The sequence below is a fragment of the Mycobacterium sp. NPDC050551 genome, from assembly GCF_040674075.1.
Taxonomy (GTDB): Bacteria; Actinomycetota; Actinomycetes; order Mycobacteriales; family Mycobacteriaceae; genus Mycobacterium.
Window position 1 is genome coordinate 130,770 of the sequence record NZ_JBFARC010000003.1, and the last position, 17,960, is coordinate 148,729.

Genomic DNA, 17,960 nt, shown 5'->3' on the forward strand with positions numbered 1-17,960 from the left:
TGATCAGCGACTTGAATGTCGACACGGACTGCGAACGTCGGCGCGACGATGGGCCGCGACTCAATAGTCGGGCCGGAAGCCCCCGATGAAGCCGACGACGTTGCCGTCCGGATCGGCGATCTGCGAGAACCGCACGCCCTTGTTCGCCTCGACGATCTCGCCGGGCTCGATCCCGCGGCCACGCACCTCGTCGAGGTGAGCCTCCAGGTCGTCGACGGCCAGGTTCAGCTGCCCCTTGCCTGCCCGCTCCGGGTCCACGAACACCTGCACCCACCCGCCCGGCAGCACCTGCCACTCGGTGAGGCTGGGCATCGGGTCGTTGTCCGCCGGGCGCCCGAACAGCGTGGCGTACCACTCCCGGCTGCTCTGCAGGTCGGATACCGGGACCACGGCCAGCACGTGCTCGATCGACATGAGCACTCCCTTCACTCGTATTCGTCCGTCTAGGTGTAGACCCCTCGACCCTGCCGGACTCATCACGCTGCGTTACAGAGCACACGCTCTGTTATTGTGGCGGCCATGCCTCGGCCCCGCGTGCACGACCTCGACCTGGTGCTCGACGCCGCCGAGGAACTCGCGGTCGCCGCGGGGCCCGCCGCGGTGACGATCCGCGCGCTGTCGGAGGCGACGTCGGTGTCCAACGGGGCGCTGTACCACGCATTCGGGTCACGGGCCGGCCTGCTCGGCCGGGCGTGGGTGCGTGCCGCGGAGAGCTTTCTGCAGCTTCAACGTGATGTCGTCGAGCAGGCGCTCTCCGGCGCAGGCGGTGACGCGAGCGCGGTGGAGGCCGTTGTCGTGGCGGCGCTCTGCCCGGCGCTGTTCTTCGACCGCAGACCGACCTCGGCGCGTTTCCTGCTCACCGTTCCGCGCGACGAACTCCTCCGGTCCGGCGAGATACCGGACGGCGTCGCCGATCAGCTGCGCCGGCTCGACACGGCGCTCGGCGAGCTCTTCGTGCGACTGTCGCGCAGCCTGTGGGGCCGCGCGGACAGGCAGTCCGTCGCCCTCATCCGCGACTGCGTCGTCGAACTGCCGACCGCACTGCTGCTGCACGGCGACCGCACCGCCGACCCCGCCGCCTGCGAACGCCTCGCCGTTGCGGTGCGCGCCGTGCTGGCCGTTCCACCCGCCGCGGCCTGACCAACGGATTTCCACCACCCTGAAAGGACGACCCCGATGCCCCCGACACTCGAATACCGCGACGCGATCGCCGTGCTGACCCTCGGCGACGACGAGAACCGCTTCTCCGTCGACTGGCTGGACACCGTGCACACCCAGCTCGACGAGGTCCTGACCGAGGCGCAGGCGCTGATCACCACCGGGATCGGCAAGTTCTACTCGAACGGCCTCGACCTCGACTGGCTGGCCGCGAACGGCGACCGGCTGAGCTGGTACGTCAGCCGGGTGCAGGAACTCCTCGACCGCGTGCTGACCTTCCCGCTGCCGACGGTCGCGGCTGTGAACGGCCACGCGTTCGGCGCAGGCTCGATGCTCGCTGTCGCCCACGACTACCGCGTCATGCGCGACGACCGCGGCTACTTCTGCTTCCCCGAGGTGGACATCCGCATCCCCTTCACTCCCGGGATGGCCGCGCTCATCCAGGCGAAGCTCCCTCCGCAGACCGCCGTCACCGCCATGACCACCGGGCACCGCTACGGCGGCCGCGAAGCCCTGGCCGCGGCCCTGGTGGACGACACCGCACCCGAGGCAGGCATCGTCGAGGCCGCGGCGCAACGGCTGCAACCGATCCTCGGCAAGGATCCCGGCACACTCGGCGCGATCAAGACGACCATGTACGCCGCGGTCTCCGAAGCGCTGCGAATCCCGGGCTGACGACGCGCGCCGTCGACCCCCTATTCGGCGTGCTCGCTTGCTAGGTTCGAGACCATGACCGGGCGTTGGGTGTCGGAACTGGTCGAACTGATCCCCCTGGCGCTCGTGATCGCGCTCTCACCGCTGTCCATCATCCCGGCGGTGCTGGTACTGCGCTCCACGCGACCGCGGCCCACCGGCCTGTCTTTCCTGGCCGGCTGGCTGCTCGGGATCTTCACCCTCGCGGCGGCCTTCCTGTTGCTGTCCGGTCTGATCGGCAACTTCGACAAGCCGCCGGCGTGGGCGTCGTGGCTGCGGATCGTCGTGGGCGTCGTCCTGATCGGGCTCGGTGTGTACCGCTGGACTCGGCGCGGCGAGACGCACACTCCTAAGTGGATGACCTCGCTCACCACGCTGTCGCCCGCCCGCGCATTCGTCACCGCGCTGACGCTGGTGGTCGTCAACCCGAAGGTGTTCTTCATCAGCGCCGCATCGGGTATGTCGATCGGCAGTAGCGGGCTGGGCGTCGCAGGCGCGTGGTCGGCCGTCGTCTACTTCGCGCTCGTCGCCGGGTCGACGGTGCTGCTGCCCATCGTGGCGTATTCGCTCTTCACCGACCGCCTCGACGCGACGTTGCGCCGGGTCGGCGACTGGATGGAGCGCAGGCATGCCGTACTCGTGGCCGGAATCCTCGTGATCATCGGTCTTCTGCTGCTGTACAAGGGCATTCACGGCGTGATCTAGTCGGCGGTCACCGTCGGGCCAGCGTCTCGAAGAGCAACAGGGTCACGGCGTAGAGCACCACGATCGCCGCCGCACCGGCCAGGTTGCTCCGCCAGCCGGTGCCCTCGACCGGGTCGAGCCACCGCCGGAACGGCCGGGACACCCACGGCATCAACCACCACTGCATCAGCGACACGCTGACTACCTGGCTCAGCCACAACGCCAGCCACGGCGGCGCGAAGAGCCGGTCCAGCACCGGCCCGAGATACCGCGACAGCGTCATCACGGTCGGGTAGAGCACCAGCAGCAGGAGCATCGCCGACTTCCAGTTCGGCGTCATCACGATGCGTCCGTGTTCGTTGCGCACGGTGGTGCCCAGCGGGGTGGTGCTCGTCATCGGCACGAAGTCCCGGCTCAGGCTGGAACGCAGATCGGGTAGGTCGGCGACGCGCTGCGGCGACGACGTCCACGCCGCGAGCTGCCGGTCGGTGCGGAAGCGCAGCACCGACAATGATTCGCCGCCCGCGTCGTCGAGGAAGAGCGACGTCCCCTCGTATCCGCTGAATCGGGCCGCCGCATCGGTGAGTAGGCCCTGCGCGGTCAGGAATTCGGCGCGTCTGCCCGCGGCGAGCCGGTGCCGGAAGGCCGCGACACCCGGTGGCGGCGGCGAGTCGGCGGCCAGCACGAGCACCGGCGCCGACGGCCACCAACCCTGCTCCCTGCCCGCCTGCAGCACCTCGGCCCGTGCGGCGCTGTCCAGCCACCGGTCCAGCTGTGCTTCGTCGGCGAAGGTGACGGCGACGGCGGGCTCGAACTGCCCTCCCTCCACGGCGATCCGCGTCGAAACGCACCCGTCGGCGTCGGCCGCGCACGCCGTCAGCGAACGGGCCCACTCGCCGAACGGCGCGCCGCCATCCGGGTGGAACACCGACACCGCTGTCACCTGGTCCATGGTTTCGGGCGACCTAGGCGACGACGCGCCGGCCCTGCACGTACACCTCGGCGATCGACGATTCCCGCAGCCCCATCAGCAGCGCGAAGAGCGTCTGGTCACGAGCGAGCCGCGTATCGTCCGCCCGGAAGGCGTTGCGCAGCAATCCTTCCAGTGCATCGGCGGGCCGCACCACCACGAAGTCGGCCTCCTTGCCCTCGTCGAAGTTACCGAACCTGTCCTCCATGTCGAGGGCCCGCGCACCGCCGAGCGTGCCGAGGAACAGCATCTCGGCGGGATGCAGTGAAACGCCGGCCGCGCCGTCCTCGCCGATGTGCTGCTTGAACGCATCACCGAGCACCCGCGGCACCAGCCATTCGTCTCCTCCGCCGAAATCCGTTCCGGCGGCGACGTTCACGCCGGCGGCGATGGTCCGTTTCCACGGCATGGTGCCTGAACCCAGGAACAGCTGCGACACCGGGCAGTGCGAGATCGAGGTGCCGGTCTCGGCCATCCGCGCCAGTTCGGCGTCCTGGCAGTGCACGCAGTGCGCGAGAATGGTGCGCCTGCCCAGCAGGCTCTTCCCGCCGACCTGTGAGCCCGGCAGGAACTTCCCGTCGTAGGTGTCGAGGTAGGAATCCACCTGATACTCCTGCTTGGTGGAGTCGACCTCGCCGGTGCCGGGGCGGTTGTTCTCGTTGAGGTGGCTGTGCACGTAGACACCGCGGTCACGGAACTCGTCGTACAGCTCGCCGAGGTTCTTCAAGGTCTCGGTGGTCACCGCCAGCGAGAACCTGGGCACGATCGCCACGTGCAGCAGCGCGGTGTCCACGTCGCCGGTGTCGGCGGCGTGCCACTTCTCGATCTCCTCGCGCGTCAGCCGGATCGCGTCCTCCTCGGATGTGATCAGCAGCTCGGCGCTGTCCGGGCCGCGGGTCTGGATGCCGCGGCCCGACACGATCCGCAGGCCCGCCTTCCGGGTCTGGGTGAACAAGGCGTCCTGGGCGTGCGGGAAGGCCGAGCCGAACACCATCGCGGCAGTGGTGCCCGCCGCGATCCGGCGCCGGGTGAACTCCAGCGCCGCCTCCTGTGCGAATTCCGGGTCCGCGTACTTGGACTCGGAGGGAAAGATGCAGTTGGTCAGCCACTCCAGCAGTTGTCCACCGCCATAGGAGTCCCCCGCGTACGTCTGTGGGAAGTGGATGTGAGTGTCGACGAACCCCGGCAGCAGGTACCCGCCGCGCTGGTCGTGTACGGTCGCCGACTCGAACTCGACTGGCACTGCGGCTCTTTCACCGGCGAAGAGCACCTTGCCGTCATCACCCACCACCAGGGCCCCGTCAGGGACGGACACGAGCGCGTCGGCCGCCTCGGTCACCGTCGGGCGGCCCGTCAGATGGAAGATGTGGCCGTAGTGGACATCAGTGGTCATGAGCATCCTTCGTCGATCCTTCTGGAGATGGTCGCGGGTCGGGTGACGGTCGCTTCGCCACCTCCCGCCGGCTGGATGTCGCCCAGCCGAGCAGAGCCAGGGCGGCCGCGCCGCAGCCGACGTACAGCCAGCCCAGGGTCGCCTGGGAATTCTCGGGTAGCACGCCCACCAATGCCATCGCACCACTGACGACGAGATAGGACACCGTGGTGGCGATCCCGCCGACGAGACCGATGTTGCGGGTGAACAGACCCAGCGCCAGGCCGTACGCCTGCGGGCACAACACCCCGCAGCCGGCCAGCGCCAGAGCGGCCCCGATGGTCAGCGCCCACGCGTTCATGCCGATCATTGCCGCCGAAACGACGAGCACCGCGGCCCCGGCACCGAACACTGCGAGTGCGGCGAACGCCAGCCGGCGTGTGGTGGTCCGCAGCGCGAAGTACCCGCAGCCCAATTCACCTGCGAGGTTGGCCATTCCGACGGCGAGGGCCACCGCGCCGTAGGCAGCGGGCGCGAAGCCCAACCCGTCCTGGTAGAGGAACGGCCCGGCCACGCCGAACGTCAACTGGGCCGCGGCCATCAAGCCGAACACCAGCACGAAGCACAGGAACAGCGGATGACCCAGGGTGGCGGTGGCCGTCTGCCACGTCGCGCCCACGGCGACCGGCGTGCGCTTCTCCGGTGCGAGTGTCTCGGGCAGCGCGAATGCGACGAGGATGCCGACGAGCGCGACCATCACCGCGATCAACACGAAGATCGCCCGCCACGACATGAACTGGACGAGCACACCGCCGACGGCCGGGGCCAGCACCGGCGCCAGACCCCAAGCGGCGCCGAGCACTCCGGACACCGATGTCAGCTTGGCGCCCCGGAAGCAATCGGCGGCGACGGCGTAGCTCAGCACCATGCAGGCACATGCCGCCAGGCCCTGCAGGAATCGCCCGGCGAGCAGGACCGGCACGCTGCCCGCACTCGCGCACAGCAGGCTGGCCACGATCACCAAGCCGAGGCACACCAGCAGCACCCGCCTCCGGCCCCACGCGTCGGCGAGCACCCCGACCGGGATGAACCCCAGCGACAGGCCCAGCATGTAGGCGGTGACGGTGTTCTGCATGGCCGTCGACGTGGACTGCAGGTCGACGACCATTTCGGGAAGCGCCGGTGTGTAGATGTCCAACGGGATCTGACTCAGCGGCACCACGCACAGCAGCACCGCGAGGAGGTGCCGCGGCGGCGCCGCCACACCCCCCGCCGTCACCGGACCGGCCTCACGGCAGGGACCAGAACTGCACGGTGATCAGGTAGAAGACCAGCATCCAGGCGGCGTTGACGAGGAGAACCACCAGCAGACCGCGCAGGTCGGTCGCCGGTTGGCGCGCCCCCCGCCGCGGCGAGAGCCACCAGCCGAGCAGCGGATTCACGTACCGGGGCATGGTGAAGTAGCTCATGACGAAGCTGGATACCAGGTTTCCGATGAGCATCTCCAGCCACAGCGGCATACCCACCGGCGCGATGAGCAGGGTGAGGAACACCACCGTCGGATACAGGCCCACCCATACCGCGATCGACGTCTTGAAGTCCGAGGGCGGCGGTTCGGCCTTGTCGCCGAACGAGAACCAGCTGCCGAACGAGTGGTCGATCGTGCTCAGCGTGTAGTCGCTGAAGTCTTCCGCCTCATCGAGCAGGCGCCTGCGCTGGTCGGATGTCAGCCAGGCGTCGAGGTGCCCGGCGGTGTCGAAGCGGTACGAGATCGTCCACGAGTCCTGCACACCCTCGACCGGCCGGAACACCTCCGAGCCGCGGTATCCCGGGAACGCGCTCTCCGCCTCGTCGACCCGGCGCTGCCATGCCAGGAAGTCGTCGGTCTTGTCCTCGGCGACCCGGTGGGTGACGACGACGGTGACAAGCGTGTCGGGTTCCCTGCTGCCCTCCGCGATCACCTGCGCGGTGCCGGGGCCGTCGAACCATGCGGTGGCCTCGTCGAGCAGATCGAGCCGCCTGGCGCTGTTCAGCCAGTTCTGGACGTGGCTGACCGAGTCGAACTGGTACACGGCCAGCCAGTCCTGCTGGATCTCGGTGGGCGGCCGCAGGTCCGATCCCCGGTACCCGGGGAACCGCGCGGCCGCGGCGTTGACGTCCTGTTGCCACCGCCGGTACTCCTCGTCGTGACCGACACGCACCCGCTGACCGATGATCAGCGTGGCCACGCCGCCTTTTGAATCCACCGCAGCGCGACTCATCGGCGACCCCCACAGAATGTGCACAGCCGTCGAACCCGGCTCGTCGCAGAACGTTATCCCGCGGGCCTGCCCAGAGCGTGCCGAATCACGGTGCATTCGGGCAGTTCGCGGGGACCCGGACGGCTGATCACGCCGATGGCAGCCCGAGGACGTCGGCGTCGGCGGTGAGGTAACGCGTCACGGTGGGTGCGAGCAGACCGACGAGCTGGTCGCCGGTCAACGTGGCCAGCGGCGGGATCTTCATGACGTAGCGCAGCATCGCGGTGCCGACCAGTGTGGTCGCGGCGAGCATCGCACGCAGCCGGGCCGATTCGTCGCCGCCGAGCACGCCGGCCACGGCGGTCAGCACGTAGTTCTGCATGAAGCTGCGGAACGCCTCGTGTGCGTCGGTGTTCGACGTCGCCGACTGCAGCATCGTCACCATGCTCGGCCCGGTGTCGGGCGACTCCCAGATCCGCAGATACGCCCGCACCATCCGGGTGCCGACGTCGCCGTCGCCGTCGGCCAGCGCGTCGACGAGCATCTGCGGCTCGAGGATGAGGCGCAGCGACTCGCGGAACAGGTCGAGTTTCGAGCCGAACAGGTACAGCACCATCGACGGGTCCACGTGGGCGTCGTCGGCGATCGCACGCAACGTGGTGCGCTCATACCCCTCGCTGGCGAACCGCTTCTTGGCCGCGGCCAGCACAGCGTCCCGCGACACCGGCTCACCCTGCCGCCGGCCTCGGCGGCGCACCGTCTTCGCTGGTGGAGCCATTCGACGACGATATCATTTCAATAGCCGTTGAAAACTTGCCCGCGCAGCGATACGCTCCACGCATCGAATTCAACACTCAATGAAAAGGAGCGGTCATGGCGACGACTTCCGCACCGCACGCCCAGCACGCGGTGCCCACCCACGAACCGCCGGCCGCGATGCGCGCCGCCGGGATCCTCGCCGTCCTCACGGTCGTGCTGGCCACCATCGCGATCGCCTTCGCGCTGCCCGCCACCAAGTCGGCCCCGCACGACGTCCCGATCGGCATCGCCGGCCCGCAGGCCGCCAACGGACAGCTCACCGAACGACTCGACCGCCAGGCGCCCGGCGCCTTCGCGGTGACCTACTTCCCCGGCGAGACCGCGCTGCGGGACGCGATCCTGCACCGCGACGTGTACGGCGGCATCGCCCTCGGACCCGACGGCCCGCGCCTGCTCATCGCCACCGGCGCAGGCCCGGCCGTCGCGCAGATGCTGACCCAGCTCGGCAACGGCCTCGCCCAGCAGACCGGTGCGCCCCTGCAGACCGAGGACCTCGCCCCACCCACCACCGACGACCCCCGCGGCGTCGGGCTGCCGGCCTCGGCGCTACCCATCACCCTGGCCGGCATGCTGCCGGCGATCGCGCTGGTGCTCGTGCTGCGCCGCGAGGTGTGGACGCGTCTGGCGGCCGTCGTCCTGTACGCGCCGGTGGCCGGCCTCACCGTCGCCGCCCTGCTGCGTTACGCCTTCGGCTCGATCGACCAGAACCTCTGGGGCGTGGCCGCCGGACTCACGCTCGGCGTGCTGGCTTCCGGGCTGCTGCTGCTCGGCCTCGGATCGCTGTTCGGCAGGCCCGGCCTGATCGCCGGCGCCCTGGTGGCCGTGCTGCTCGGCAACCCGCTGTCGGGCCTGGCCGCCGCGCCGGAACTACTGCCCAGGCCCTGGGGTGAGCTGGGCCAGCTGCTGCCGCAGGGGGCCACCGCCACGCTGCTGCGGTCCACGGCATTCTTCTCGGGCCACGGCGCCGGCACCGCGATCGCCGTCCTGACCTGCTGGGCCGTCTTCGGGGCGACGCTGGTGGTCATCGCCGCGATGCGCCGCAACAGGGTCACTTAGACTCGAACGGCGTGGGACTCGACGACCGTGACGCGCTGATGCTGCTGCGCGATGCCGTCGACCCCGCCCTCGGCTCCGAGGACACGATCCGCCGGTTCTACACGCACTGGTTCGCCATCGACCTCTCGGCACGCGACCTGTTCCCCCCGGACATGGAGCAGCAGCGCAGGGTCTTCGCCGAGGCGATGACCTGGCTGTTCGGGGAACTGATCGCCCAGCGCGCCGAGGAGCCGGTGGCGTTCCTCGCTCAGCTCGGTCGTGACCACCGCAAATACGGTGTCACCCAGGCGCATTACGACTCGATGGCGCACGCGCTGTCCACCGCGCTGCGCGACCGGCTCAGTGACCAGTGGGACGACCGGCTCGCCGAGGCCACCCACGACGCGGTCACGCTGGTCACCGGCGTGATGCGCGGCGCCGCGGACGCCGAGGCGGCGCCGGCCTACCGCGACGGCACGGTGATCGAACACATCCGCGCCTGCCGGGACGTGTCGGTGGTACGGCTGCAGCTCGACCAGCCGCTGTTCTACCACCCCGGCCAGTACGTGACCGTCCAAGTGCCGCAATGGCCCCGGCGCTGGCGCTACCTGAGCCCGTCCATCCCCGCGGACCGCGGCGGGGCGATCGAGTTCCACATCCGGTCGGTGCCCGGCGGCATGGTGAGCACCGCCATCATCGGCGAGACGCAACAAGGCGACCGGTGGCGGTTGTCCAGTCCGCACGGCGGCCTGCATGTGGACCGGGCGGGCGGTGACGTGCTGATGGTCGCGGGCAGCACCGGGCTGGCGCCGCTACGGACCCTGATCATGGACATGACCCGGTTCGGCGACAACCCGCGGGTGCACCTGTTCTTCGGCGCCCGGTTCCCCTGCGACCTCTACGATCTGAACACGCTGTGGCAGGTCGCGTCGACGAACCCGTGGCTCTCGGTGACGCCGGTGTCGGAGTTCAGCACCGATCCGCCGTGGGCGGCCGACTTCCCCGACGTGCGACCCCCACGTGGCCTGCACGTCCGGCAGACGGGCCTGCTGCCGGACGTGGTGACCCGCTACGGCAACTGGGGCGACCGGCAGATCCTGGTCTGCGGGGGTCCGCGGATGATCGAGGCGACCAAATCGGCGCTGATCGCCAAAGGCGCACCGGCCGAACGGATCCAACACGACCCGCTCGCGAGCTGACCGTCCGTGAAAGACTCGGACGATGCCTGACCACACTCCCGTCACCCTGCGCGATCCGTCGTCCTCGCTGACCGCCACCTACGTCCCGTCAGCCGGCATGATCTGCACGTCCCTGGCCGACGACGGTGAAGAGTTCCTCGGCCAGCGCCGCGGGGTCGAGGCCTACATCGACGCGGGCAAGACGATGGGCATCCCGATCCTGTACCCGTGGGCGAACCGGTTGGGCGCCAACACCTACGACGTCGACGGCGTGCAGGTCACCCTGACCCCCGGCGAAGCGGGGGTGCGCACCGACGAACACGGCACGCCCATCCACGGCGTGCTGGCCGCCGATCCCGGCTGGGACGTCGTCGAACAGAACGGCCACCGGCTGGTCGCGAGCCTCGACTGGGGCGCGACGCCGCGGCTGATGGAGTCGTTCCCGTTCCCGCACGTGCTGACCATGACTGTGGCACTGGAGGACCGCAGGCTCACCGTGGCCACCACCGTGACGGCGTCCACCGACACCCCGGTGCCGCTGTGCTACGGCTACCACCCTTACCTCACGGTGCCCGGTGTGCCGCGTGAGGAGTGGGAGCTGCAGACCCCGGCCATGCGGCGGCTGCCCACCGACGACCGCGGCATTCCGACCGGGGAGCACGCCGAGTGGGCGGCCGAATCGGAGCCGCTCGGCCGCCGCGAACTCGACGACGGATTCGACCAGGTGCCCGAGGGCGCGGTGTTCGCGCTGTCCGGCGGCGACCGGCGGATCGAGGTCACCTACGTGCGCGGGTACCCCGCCGCCCAGCTCTTCGCGCCGGGCAGCGACGCCGTGGTCGGCATCGAGCCGATGACCGCGCCGACCGACGCACTGCGACGCGGCGGCTACAGGACGGCGGAGCCCGGCGACGGGCCCCATTCCGGGGACACCGCCACGTTCACCATCGCCATCGGCTAGCGCTTGTGGCGCGGCTGCCAGACCACCAGCGCCTTCGACGACACCGCGACATCGCGCCGCTGACCGGCGCGCAGTTCGTCGATCTCGGCGGCCATCTCCTTGAGCCGAGACTGCAGCGCCTCCACCTGATTGGTCAGCTCGATGATGCGCTTGATCCCGGCCAGGTTGACGCCCTCGTCCTGGGACAGTCGCTGCACCTCACGCAGCAGGTCGACGTCGCGCTGCGAATACCGCCGTCCCCCACCGGAACTGCGCTGCGGACTGACCAGACCGAGCCGATCGTACGTGCGGAGCGTCTGCGCGTGCATGCCGGCCAGTTCGGCGGCCACCGAGATCAGGAACGTGCGAGCGTCGTCGGCACGCTTGGGCATCACGCACCCGCCCATCCCGCCCGCGGGTCGAATCCGCTGGCGCGCTCGGCTTTCGCGTACGCCTCCAGTGCCTCGGCAGCCTCGCCCTCGAGATTCGGCGGCACCGCGACCTTCACCGTGACCAGCAGGTCGCCGTGGCCACCCGACCGCTTCGGCACGCCGCGTCCGCGCACCCGCAGGATGCGGCCGTCGGAGGTGCCGCGAGGCACCCGCACGCCGACCTTTCCTTCCAGGGTCGGCACCGAAAGTGTTGTGCCGAGCGCGAGTTCATGGAAGCTCACCGGCACCGACACGGTCAGGTCGTCACCGTCGCGGCCGAACACCTTGTCCGGGCGGACATGCACGGTCACGTACAGGTCACCCGACGGTGCCCCGCGCAGCCCGGCCTCGCCCTGGCCGGCCAGCCGGATGCGCTGACCGTCCTCGACACCCGGTGGGATCCGGACGTTGATGGTGCGGGTGCGGGTCGTCACGCCGGAGCCACTGCACTCACCGCAGGGGTGCTCGATGATCGAGCCGCTGCCCTTGCACTCGGTGCACGGCTCGGAGAAGCCGAACGCCCCCTGGTTGCGGTTCACCACACCCGAGCCGTTGCAGTTCGGGCACACCTTGGGGCTAGTGCCCGGACGGGCGCCGCTGCCATGACAATTCGTGCACGGCGCCTGGCTGGTCAGCCGCAGCGGCATCGCCACGCCCTTGGTGGCCTCCAGGAACGACAGTTCGGCCTCGGTCTCGAGGTCGTTGCCGCGCCGCGGCCGGGTCGGCCGTGGCTGGGCGGCGCCCCGGCCGAACAGCCCGCCGAACAGGTCGCCGATGTTGGCGCCGCCGGTCTGACCTGCCGCGTCGAAGAGGTCGTTCAGGTTGAACTCTGCACCGTCACCGCCGGTGCCGAACGTGCTGCCGCTGTACCGGCCGCCGCGTCCGAAACCGCCTCCGGCGAACAGCCTTCGGGTCTCGTCGTACTCCTTGCGCTTGGCCGTATCCGACAGCACGCTGTGGGCCTCCGACACCGCCTTGAACCGCTCAGAGGCGGCCGGATCGGGGTTGGTGTCGGGGTGCAGGTCGCGGGCCAGCTTGCGGTAGGCACGCTTGATGTCGTCGGCGCTGGCGTCAGAGGAGACGCCCAGCTCCTTATAGAAGTCCTTCTCGACCCATTCTCGTTGGGCCATTACCGCGTCACCCCCTCACCTTTCTGAAGTCGGGTGTTGTTCGATTGTGCTGCCTGGCGGGCCCGCCGGCCGGGTTTCCGGGCCGACGTGCCGCAGGTGTCGTCGCTCCTGCCCGCCGGAAGAGCGGCGGCCGGGAGCCCATCGACCCCCGACCGCCGGTGCTCATTCCGCGTCCTGGGCGGGGCCGGCCTGCTCACCGGCACCGCCGGCGGGTGCCTCGGGCACCGTGTCCACCACGCCGACGAGCGCGTGGCGCACCACCTGTTCGCCCACCCGGTAACCACGTCGCATCACGGTGCCGACGATCGGGTGCGTGCCTTCGCCCTCGTGCTGCACGGCCTCGTGCAGCGCCGGGTCGAACGGATCGCCCTCTTCGCCGAATCCGGAGAGCCCCAGTCCTTCCAGCGCGGTCGCCAGCTTGTCGGCGACCGACTTCAACGGACCGGACTCCAGATCTCCGTGGCTGCGCGCCCGGTCGAGGTCGTCGAGCACGGGCAGCAGCTGGGTGACGGCCGCGACCTTGGCCCGCTCGGCGATGAGCTGCTGATCGCGCAGCGTCCGCTTGCGGTAGTTGTCGTACTCGGCCTTCACCCGTTGCAGGGTGCCCTTGAGTTCGGCGACCTCGTCGGAGTCCGACTCGGGGGCGCCGGCGGCGGGCGCCGGCTCATTGGGAGCCGGCGCCTCGCGTACCTCACCGGTGTCGGGATCGATGCGCCGTTTGTCGGTGATGGTCACCGGCTCGTGCGGATCGTTCTCACTCACTTGTTCTCCCGGTCATCCTCGACGACCTCGGCATCGACGACGTCGTCATCGCTGTTGGTGGCGCCGCCCGCAGCGCCGCCCGCGGTCTGCTCGGCCTGGGTGGCCTCGTAGATGGCCTGGCCCAGCGCCTGGCTCTCCTCGCCCAGCTTCTCCATCGCGGCCTTGATCGCCGAGATGTCGGTGCCGGCCAGCGCCGACTTCGCGTCGGCCACTGCGGAGTCCACCTTGGTCAGCGTGTCCTCGGGGACCTTCGAGCCACCTTCGGCCTCGCGCTGCTCCTTGACGAACTTCTCCGTCTGGTAGACCAGCGACTCGGCCTGGTTGCGGACGTCGGCCTCCTCGCGGCGCTGGCGGTCCTCCTCGGCGTGTGCCTCGGCGTCCTTGATCATCCGGTCGATCTCCTCCTTGGACAGGCCGGAGCCCTCCTGGATGCGGATCGTGTTCTCCTTGCCGGTGCCCTTGTCCTTCGCGGTGACGTGCACGATGCCGTTGGCGTCGATGTCGAACGTCACCTCGATCTGGGGCACGCCGCGCGGAGCCGGCGGGATACCGGTCAGCTCGAAGCTGCCGAGCAGCTTGTTGTGCGAGGCGATCTCGCGCTCACCCTGGAACACCTGGATCTGCACCGACGGCTGGTTGTCGTCGGCGGTGGTGAACGTCTCCGACCGCTTGGTCGGGATCGTGGTGTTGCGCTCGATGAGCTTGGTCATCACGCCGCCCTTGGTCTCGATGCCGAGGCTCAGCGGGGTGACGTCGAGCAGCAGGACGTCCTTCACCTCACCCTTGAGCACACCGGCCTGCAGGGCCGCGCCGACCGCGACGACCTCGTCGGGGTTGACGCCCTTGTTGGGCTCCTGCCCACCGGTCATCTCCTTGACGAGCTCGGAGACCGCGGGCATCCGGGTGGAGCCGCCGACCAGCACCACGTGGTCGATGTCGGACACCGAGATGCCGGCATCCTTGATCACCTGCTGGAACGGCTTGCGGGTGCGGTCCAGCAGATCCTGGGTGATGCGCTGGAACTCGGCCCGGCTGAGCTGCTCGTCGAGGAACAGCGGGTTCTTGTCGGCGTCGACGGTGATGTAGGGCAGGTTGATCGACGTGCTCTGGCTCGAGCTGAGTTCGATCTTGGCCTTTTCCGCGGCCTCACGCAGCCGCTGCATGGCCATCTTGTCCTTGGTCAGGTCGATGCCCGCAGAAGCCTTGAACTTGTCGACGAGCCACTCGACGATCCGGTCGTCCCAGTCGTCGCCACCGAGGTGGTTGTCACCTGAGGTGGCACGCACCTCGACGACGCCTTCGCCGATCTCCAGCAGGGACACGTCGAACGTGCCACCGCCGAGGTCGAAGACCAGGATGGTCTGTTCCTTCTCGCCCTTGTCCAGGCCGTAGGCCAGTGCGGCCGCGGTGGGCTCGTTGACGATGCGCAGCACGTTCAGGCCGGCGATCTGGCCGGCCTCCTTGGTGGCCTGCCGCTGGGCGTCATTGAAGTACGCCGGCACGGTGATGACCGCGTCGGTGATGTCCTCACCCAGGTAGCTCTCGGCGTCGCGCTTGAGCTTCTGCAGGATGCGCGCGCTGATCTCCTGGGGCGTGTAGTTCTTGCCGTCGATCTCCACGGACCATTCCGTGCCGATCTCGCGCTTGACCGAACGGATGGTCCGGTCGACGTTGGTGACCGCCTGGTTCTTGGCGGGCTGGCCGACCAGCACCTCGCCGTTGCGGGCGAATGCGACGACCGACGGTGTGGTGCGCGAGCCCTCCGAGTTCGCGACGACGACGGGATCGCCGCCCTCGAGCACCGCGACCACGGAGTTGGTGGTCCCGAGGTCGATTCCGACCGCACGAGCCATGGTGTTGCCTCCTGATTAGATACGTAGGGTCTGAGCGGACCGCACTCAAGACTGCAACCGCTGACCGCTTCGTGTCAACCCAGACTTGAGCCTGATTCACTCAACTTGTTCGAAAGCCTCAACGGGGCCGCCCGCCGATTTGTTCCCGACGGCGTTTTCGGTCCGAAACGGTCCCGGTCGGCGGACCATCGAGGAATGGACACCGTTGTGGACGAAATCGCACCCGGCGTCTTCCGGCTGTCGACCTGGATACCGGACATCACCGAGCACGGCTTCACGATGAACCAGTTCCTGCTGACCGGCGACGAACCGTTTCTCTTCCATTGCGGCCAGCGCCAGCTGTTCCCGCTGGTGTCCGCGGCCCTGGGCCGCGTCATGCCCGTCGAGGACCTGCGGTGGATCTCCTTCGGCCACATGGAGGCCGACGAGTGCGGAGCGGTGAACCACTGGCTGGCGGCCGCGCCGCACGCCGAGGTGATCCAAGGCCCGCTGGCATGCATGCTGTCGCTCAACGACATGTGCGACCGCCCGCCCGTGGCGGCCACCGACGAGCCGCTCGACACCGGGGGGCATCGCCTCCGGTTCCTGCCGACACCTCACGTCCCGCACAACTGGGAGGCCGGCCTCTGGTTCGACGAGAGCACCGGCACGCTGCTGACCGGCGACCTGTTCACTCACGTCGGAAGATGTGCGCCGCTCGCCGAGTCCGACCTGGTCGGGCCCGCCCTGCAGGCCGAGGAGTTCTTCCGCGCGACGGGCCTGACCGACACACTCGGGCCGACGCTGACCGCGTTGGCAGACCTGCATCCGACGACGCTGGCGACGATGCACGGCGCCTCGTTCGCCGGCGACGGCGCAGCGCAGCTGAACGCGCTCGCCGACGGGTACGCCGCGATGGCGCGCGCGTGACGGGCGGACGTCCCCGCCGTCAGGGCCGCATCTCGTAGGCGCCGTCGTAGGACACTACCTGCGTCCACACCCGGTCGAACCGGTCGGCGTCGGCCACCGGCTTGCGCACCGCCGACACCGCCCAGCTCTGCTGCGCGTCGGTCGAGCTCGGCTTGCCGTGCAGCGCGACGGCGTAGCCGGAGAAATCGCGGACGGCGACATCGAAGACCTGATCGAGCAGGTCGGCGTCGAGGCCGGTGATCTCGGCCTGCTCGAGGATCAATTGGCCGTAGACCACCAGGGAGAACAGGTGCCCGACGACGAGCACGAAGTCCAGGTCGCGCTGCTGGTCGGCGTCCGGCGGTGACGTCGTCAACAGGTCCTTCAGCGCCTGCACCTGCTCGTAGAACACCGCCACGTTGGGCACGCCGAGGTGCCTCTCGTACACCGGCGCCCAATCCGCGAACTGGACCTTCGACGCGCCCCGGGCCGGACCCTGAGACCAGAAGAACACGTCGTCGGCAGGGTCACGGCGGGTGCCGATCTCCGGATAGCTCGCCGGGTTGAACATGTAGTTCGGCATGAACTTGAGGATCTGCGCGACGTTGACGTGCACGGTGCCCTCGAGCCTCGGCAGGGCGCCGATGAGGCGGGCGACCTCGCAGAAGTAGGTGTTCCGCTCGAAACCCTTGGCGGCGAGGATGTCCCACAGCAGGGTCACCACCTTCTCGCCCTCCGAGGTCACCTTCGATTTGGTGACGGGGTTGAACAGCAGGTAGCGGCGGTCGTCGAGACTCGCGCTGCGGAAGTAGTCGATGGCGCGGTCACTGAACAGTTTCATCGCGACGAGGCGGGCGAAGGCCTCGACCAAACCCGCACGCACGTGCGGGAAGTCGGTGACCGGGTTGCCGTACAGGATGCGGTTGTTGGCGTGGGTGATCGCCTCGTAGAAGGCGTGTTCGCACATCCCGATCGAGCCGCTGCACAGGTTGAACTTGCCGACGTTGACGGTGTTGAGGGCGGCGGAGAAGGCGTCGGGCCCGGTGCACAGGATGTCCTCCTCGTGCACCGGGTACTCGTTGAGCCGGAAGTTGCTCACGAACATCTGGCCGTGCACCACGTTGCCGATCAGCTCGTAGTTCTCGTGCCCGGAGTCGGCGACGAACCACACGTAACCGTCGGGCCCCTCGACGTCGGTGCGGCGTGAGAACACCGACACCATGCCCGCCACGTTGCCGTTGCCGATGTAGTACTTCTCGCCCGACGCCCGGAACACCACTCCCTCGTCGTCGTCGGCGCTCGCCGGCGTCAGCAGCAGGTCGGTGTTGTAGATGTCGGCGCCGTGTTCACGTTCGGAGAGCGCGAACGCCATCACCCCGCCGTCCTCGAGCTGCGCGGCGGCCTTCTCCTTGGCCTTGATGTTGTCGCTCTGCCAGATCGGCCCGAGCCCGAGGATCGTGACCTGCTCGGCGTACCAGTAGGCCAGGCCGTAGAAGCCGAGGATCTCGCTCAACGCGGCGTTGCGGGAGGTGTCCCAGCGCTTGTCCGGGTCGCCGCCGCCGTACTCGGACGGGGTCAGGAACGTCGCGAACAGCCGCTCCCTCTTGATGAAGTCGAGGAAATCCGACACCCAGGCGGCCTGCAGATCGTCGTCGAGGAGCCTGGTCTTCCCGCGCGTCTCGAACCAGTCGATCAGCGCCCGGAGCAGCCTGCGCGTCTCGGCGTCGAAATGTTGCGGGTCATAGGCGTTGGGATCGAGCAGCAGTCCGCTCTTGGACATGGCGGCCCCTTCCGTCGGGCGGTCGGCGTC

General features: G+C 69.1%; 18 protein-coding genes. 7 read left to right on the plus strand and 11 right to left on the minus strand.

Annotated elements, in window-relative coordinates:
* Nucleotides 1-60 precede the first annotated feature (60 nt).
* The gene (locus tag AB0K11_RS13175; protein ID WP_364977079.1) at nt 61-414 is read right to left on the minus strand and encodes a VOC family protein; all 354 of its coding nucleotides are present in this window, start codon (nt 412-414) and stop codon (nt 61-63) included.
* Between the two features lie 105 nt (nt 415-519).
* On the opposite strand from AB0K11_RS13175, the gene AB0K11_RS13180 reads away from it, so the two are divergent.
* The 3 genes from AB0K11_RS13180 to AB0K11_RS13190 are packed head-to-tail and all read left to right on the plus strand — an operon-like array spanning nt 520 to nt 2,556.
* Nucleotides 520-1,140 carry a helix-turn-helix domain-containing protein gene (locus AB0K11_RS13180; RefSeq protein WP_364977081.1) on the plus strand — a complete coding sequence of 207 codons (621 nt, stop codon included), beginning with the start codon at nt 520-522 and terminating at the stop codon, nt 1,138-1,140.
* A 36-nt stretch (nt 1,141-1,176) separates the two neighbouring features.
* Nucleotides 1,177-1,833 (plus strand): enoyl-CoA hydratase-related protein, encoded by a 657-nt coding sequence (locus AB0K11_RS13185; RefSeq protein WP_364977083.1) that lies wholly within the window; start codon nt 1,177-1,179, stop codon nt 1,831-1,833.
* Nucleotides 1,834-1,887: 54 nt separating this feature from the next.
* A complete protein-coding gene (locus tag AB0K11_RS13190) occupies nt 1,888-2,556 on the plus strand; it encodes a GAP family protein (protein WP_364977085.1) in 669 nt (222 codons plus the stop codon).
* Nucleotides 2,557-2,563: 7 nt separating this feature from the next.
* On the opposite strand, the gene AB0K11_RS13195 is transcribed toward AB0K11_RS13190, so the two are convergent.
* From AB0K11_RS13195 to AB0K11_RS13215, 5 genes are all read right to left on the minus strand, one after another.
* Nucleotides 2,564-3,487 (minus strand): antibiotic biosynthesis monooxygenase, encoded by a 924-nt coding sequence (locus AB0K11_RS13195; protein WP_364977087.1) that lies wholly within the window; start codon nt 3,485-3,487, stop codon nt 2,564-2,566.
* Between the two features lie 13 nt (nt 3,488-3,500).
* Nucleotides 3,501-4,898 carry an amidohydrolase family protein gene (locus tag AB0K11_RS13200; RefSeq protein WP_364977089.1) on the minus strand — a complete coding sequence of 466 codons (1,398 nt, stop codon included), beginning with the start codon at nt 4,896-4,898 and terminating at the stop codon, nt 3,501-3,503.
* Complete coding sequence (locus AB0K11_RS13205) at nt 4,888-6,156, minus strand: multidrug effflux MFS transporter (RefSeq protein WP_364977091.1); 1,269 nt, start codon at nt 6,154-6,156, stop codon at nt 4,888-4,890. The genes AB0K11_RS13200 and AB0K11_RS13205 overlap by 11 nt, the downstream gene beginning before the upstream one ends.
* 10 nt (nt 6,157-6,166) lie before the next feature.
* A complete protein-coding gene (locus AB0K11_RS13210; protein WP_364977092.1) occupies nt 6,167-7,138 on the minus strand; it encodes an antibiotic biosynthesis monooxygenase in 972 nt (323 codons plus the stop codon).
* A 127-nt stretch (nt 7,139-7,265) separates the two neighbouring features.
* A complete protein-coding gene (locus AB0K11_RS13215; RefSeq protein ID WP_364977093.1) occupies nt 7,266-7,895 on the minus strand; it encodes a TetR family transcriptional regulator in 630 nt (209 codons plus the stop codon).
* A gap of 95 nt (nt 7,896-7,990) precedes the next feature.
* On the opposite strand from AB0K11_RS13215, the gene AB0K11_RS13220 reads away from it, so the two are divergent.
* Genes AB0K11_RS13220 through AB0K11_RS13230 form a run of 3 tightly spaced genes read left to right on the plus strand, consistent with a single transcriptional unit; the run spans nt 7,991 to nt 11,107 of the window.
* Entirely contained in the window at nt 7,991-8,992 is a 1,002-nt protein-coding gene (locus AB0K11_RS13220) for an ABC transporter permease (protein ID WP_364977095.1), read from the plus strand.
* An 11-nt stretch (nt 8,993-9,003) separates the two neighbouring features.
* Nucleotides 9,004-10,170, plus strand: coding sequence for an FAD-binding oxidoreductase (locus AB0K11_RS13225; RefSeq protein ID WP_364977097.1), 1,167 nt, complete (start codon nt 9,004-9,006; stop codon nt 10,168-10,170).
* Between the two features lie 22 nt (nt 10,171-10,192).
* Nucleotides 10,193-11,107, plus strand: a complete 915-nt coding sequence (locus tag AB0K11_RS13230; RefSeq protein WP_364977099.1) for an aldose 1-epimerase — start codon at nt 10,193-10,195, stop codon at nt 11,105-11,107.
* On the opposite strand, the gene AB0K11_RS13235 is transcribed toward AB0K11_RS13230, so the two are convergent.
* From AB0K11_RS13235 to dnaK, 4 genes are all read right to left on the minus strand, one after another.
* Nucleotides 11,104-11,478 (minus strand): helix-turn-helix domain-containing protein, encoded by a 375-nt coding sequence (locus AB0K11_RS13235; protein WP_364977101.1) that lies wholly within the window; start codon nt 11,476-11,478, stop codon nt 11,104-11,106. The two genes, AB0K11_RS13230 and AB0K11_RS13235, sit on opposite strands and share 4 nt — an antisense overlap.
* Nucleotides 11,478-12,647: a molecular chaperone DnaJ gene (gene dnaJ / locus AB0K11_RS13240; RefSeq protein WP_364977103.1), complete on the minus strand. Its 1,170-nt coding sequence runs from the start codon at nt 12,645-12,647 to the stop codon at nt 11,478-11,480. Before dnaJ ends, AB0K11_RS13235 begins: the two co-directional genes overlap by 1 nt.
* Before the next feature lie 162 nt (nt 12,648-12,809).
* Complete coding sequence (gene grpE / locus AB0K11_RS13245; protein ID WP_364977105.1) at nt 12,810-13,409, minus strand: nucleotide exchange factor GrpE; 600 nt, start codon at nt 13,407-13,409, stop codon at nt 12,810-12,812.
* A complete protein-coding gene (gene dnaK / locus AB0K11_RS13250) occupies nt 13,406-15,262 on the minus strand; it encodes a molecular chaperone DnaK (RefSeq protein WP_364977107.1) in 1,857 nt (618 codons plus the stop codon). Before dnaK ends, grpE begins: the two co-directional genes overlap by 4 nt.
* A 195-nt stretch (nt 15,263-15,457) precedes the next feature.
* On the opposite strand from dnaK, the gene AB0K11_RS13255 reads away from it, so the two are divergent.
* A complete protein-coding gene (locus tag AB0K11_RS13255) occupies nt 15,458-16,171 on the plus strand; it encodes an MBL fold metallo-hydrolase (protein WP_364977109.1) in 714 nt (237 codons plus the stop codon).
* A 19-nt stretch (nt 16,172-16,190) separates the two neighbouring features.
* Here AB0K11_RS13255 and AB0K11_RS13260 read toward each other — a convergent pair whose 3' ends face one another.
* Nucleotides 16,191-17,930: an acyl-CoA dehydrogenase family protein gene (locus tag AB0K11_RS13260; RefSeq protein ID WP_364977111.1), complete on the minus strand. Its 1,740-nt coding sequence runs from the start codon at nt 17,928-17,930 to the stop codon at nt 16,191-16,193.
* Between the last annotated feature and the right edge of the window lie 30 nt (nt 17,931-17,960).

What these genes read in the sequence shown, in the direction of transcription:
- AB0K11_RS13215 (WP_364977093.1), bottom strand. Translation starts at nt 7,895, where the DNA reads ATGGCTCCACCAGCGAAGACGGTGCGCCGCCGAGGCCGGCGGCAGGGT.
- AB0K11_RS13190 (WP_364977085.1), top strand. Translation starts at nt 1,888, where the DNA reads ATGACCGGGCGTTGGGTGTCGGAACTGGTCGAACTGATCCCCCTGGCG.
- AB0K11_RS13180 (WP_364977081.1), top strand. Translation starts at nt 520, where the DNA reads ATGCCTCGGCCCCGCGTGCACGACCTCGACCTGGTGCTCGACGCCGCC.
- AB0K11_RS13210 (WP_364977092.1), bottom strand. Translation starts at nt 7,138, where the DNA reads ATGAGTCGCGCTGCGGTGGATTCAAAAGGCGGCGTGGCCACGCTGATC.
- AB0K11_RS13185 (WP_364977083.1), top strand. Translation starts at nt 1,177, where the DNA reads ATGCCCCCGACACTCGAATACCGCGACGCGATCGCCGTGCTGACCCTC.
- dnaK (WP_364977107.1), bottom strand. Translation starts at nt 15,262, where the DNA reads ATGGCTCGTGCGGTCGGAATCGACCTCGGGACCACCAACTCCGTGGTC.
- AB0K11_RS13200 (WP_364977089.1), bottom strand. Translation starts at nt 4,898, where the DNA reads ATGACCACTGATGTCCACTACGGCCACATCTTCCATCTGACGGGCCGC.
- dnaJ (WP_364977103.1), bottom strand. Translation starts at nt 12,647, where the DNA reads ATGGCCCAACGAGAATGGGTCGAGAAGGACTTCTATAAGGAGCTGGGC.
- AB0K11_RS13235 (WP_364977101.1), bottom strand. Translation starts at nt 11,478, where the DNA reads ATGCCCAAGCGTGCCGACGACGCTCGCACGTTCCTGATCTCGGTGGCC.
- AB0K11_RS13255 (WP_364977109.1), top strand. Translation starts at nt 15,458, where the DNA reads ATGGACACCGTTGTGGACGAAATCGCACCCGGCGTCTTCCGGCTGTCG.
- AB0K11_RS13220 (WP_364977095.1), top strand. Translation starts at nt 7,991, where the DNA reads ATGGCGACGACTTCCGCACCGCACGCCCAGCACGCGGTGCCCACCCAC.
- AB0K11_RS13260 (WP_364977111.1), bottom strand. Translation starts at nt 17,930, where the DNA reads ATGTCCAAGAGCGGACTGCTGCTCGATCCCAACGCCTATGACCCGCAA.
- AB0K11_RS13175 (WP_364977079.1), bottom strand. Translation starts at nt 414, where the DNA reads ATGTCGATCGAGCACGTGCTGGCCGTGGTCCCGGTATCCGACCTGCAG.
- AB0K11_RS13195 (WP_364977087.1), bottom strand. Translation starts at nt 3,487, where the DNA reads ATGGACCAGGTGACAGCGGTGTCGGTGTTCCACCCGGATGGCGGCGCG.
- AB0K11_RS13230 (WP_364977099.1), top strand. Translation starts at nt 10,193, where the DNA reads ATGCCTGACCACACTCCCGTCACCCTGCGCGATCCGTCGTCCTCGCTG.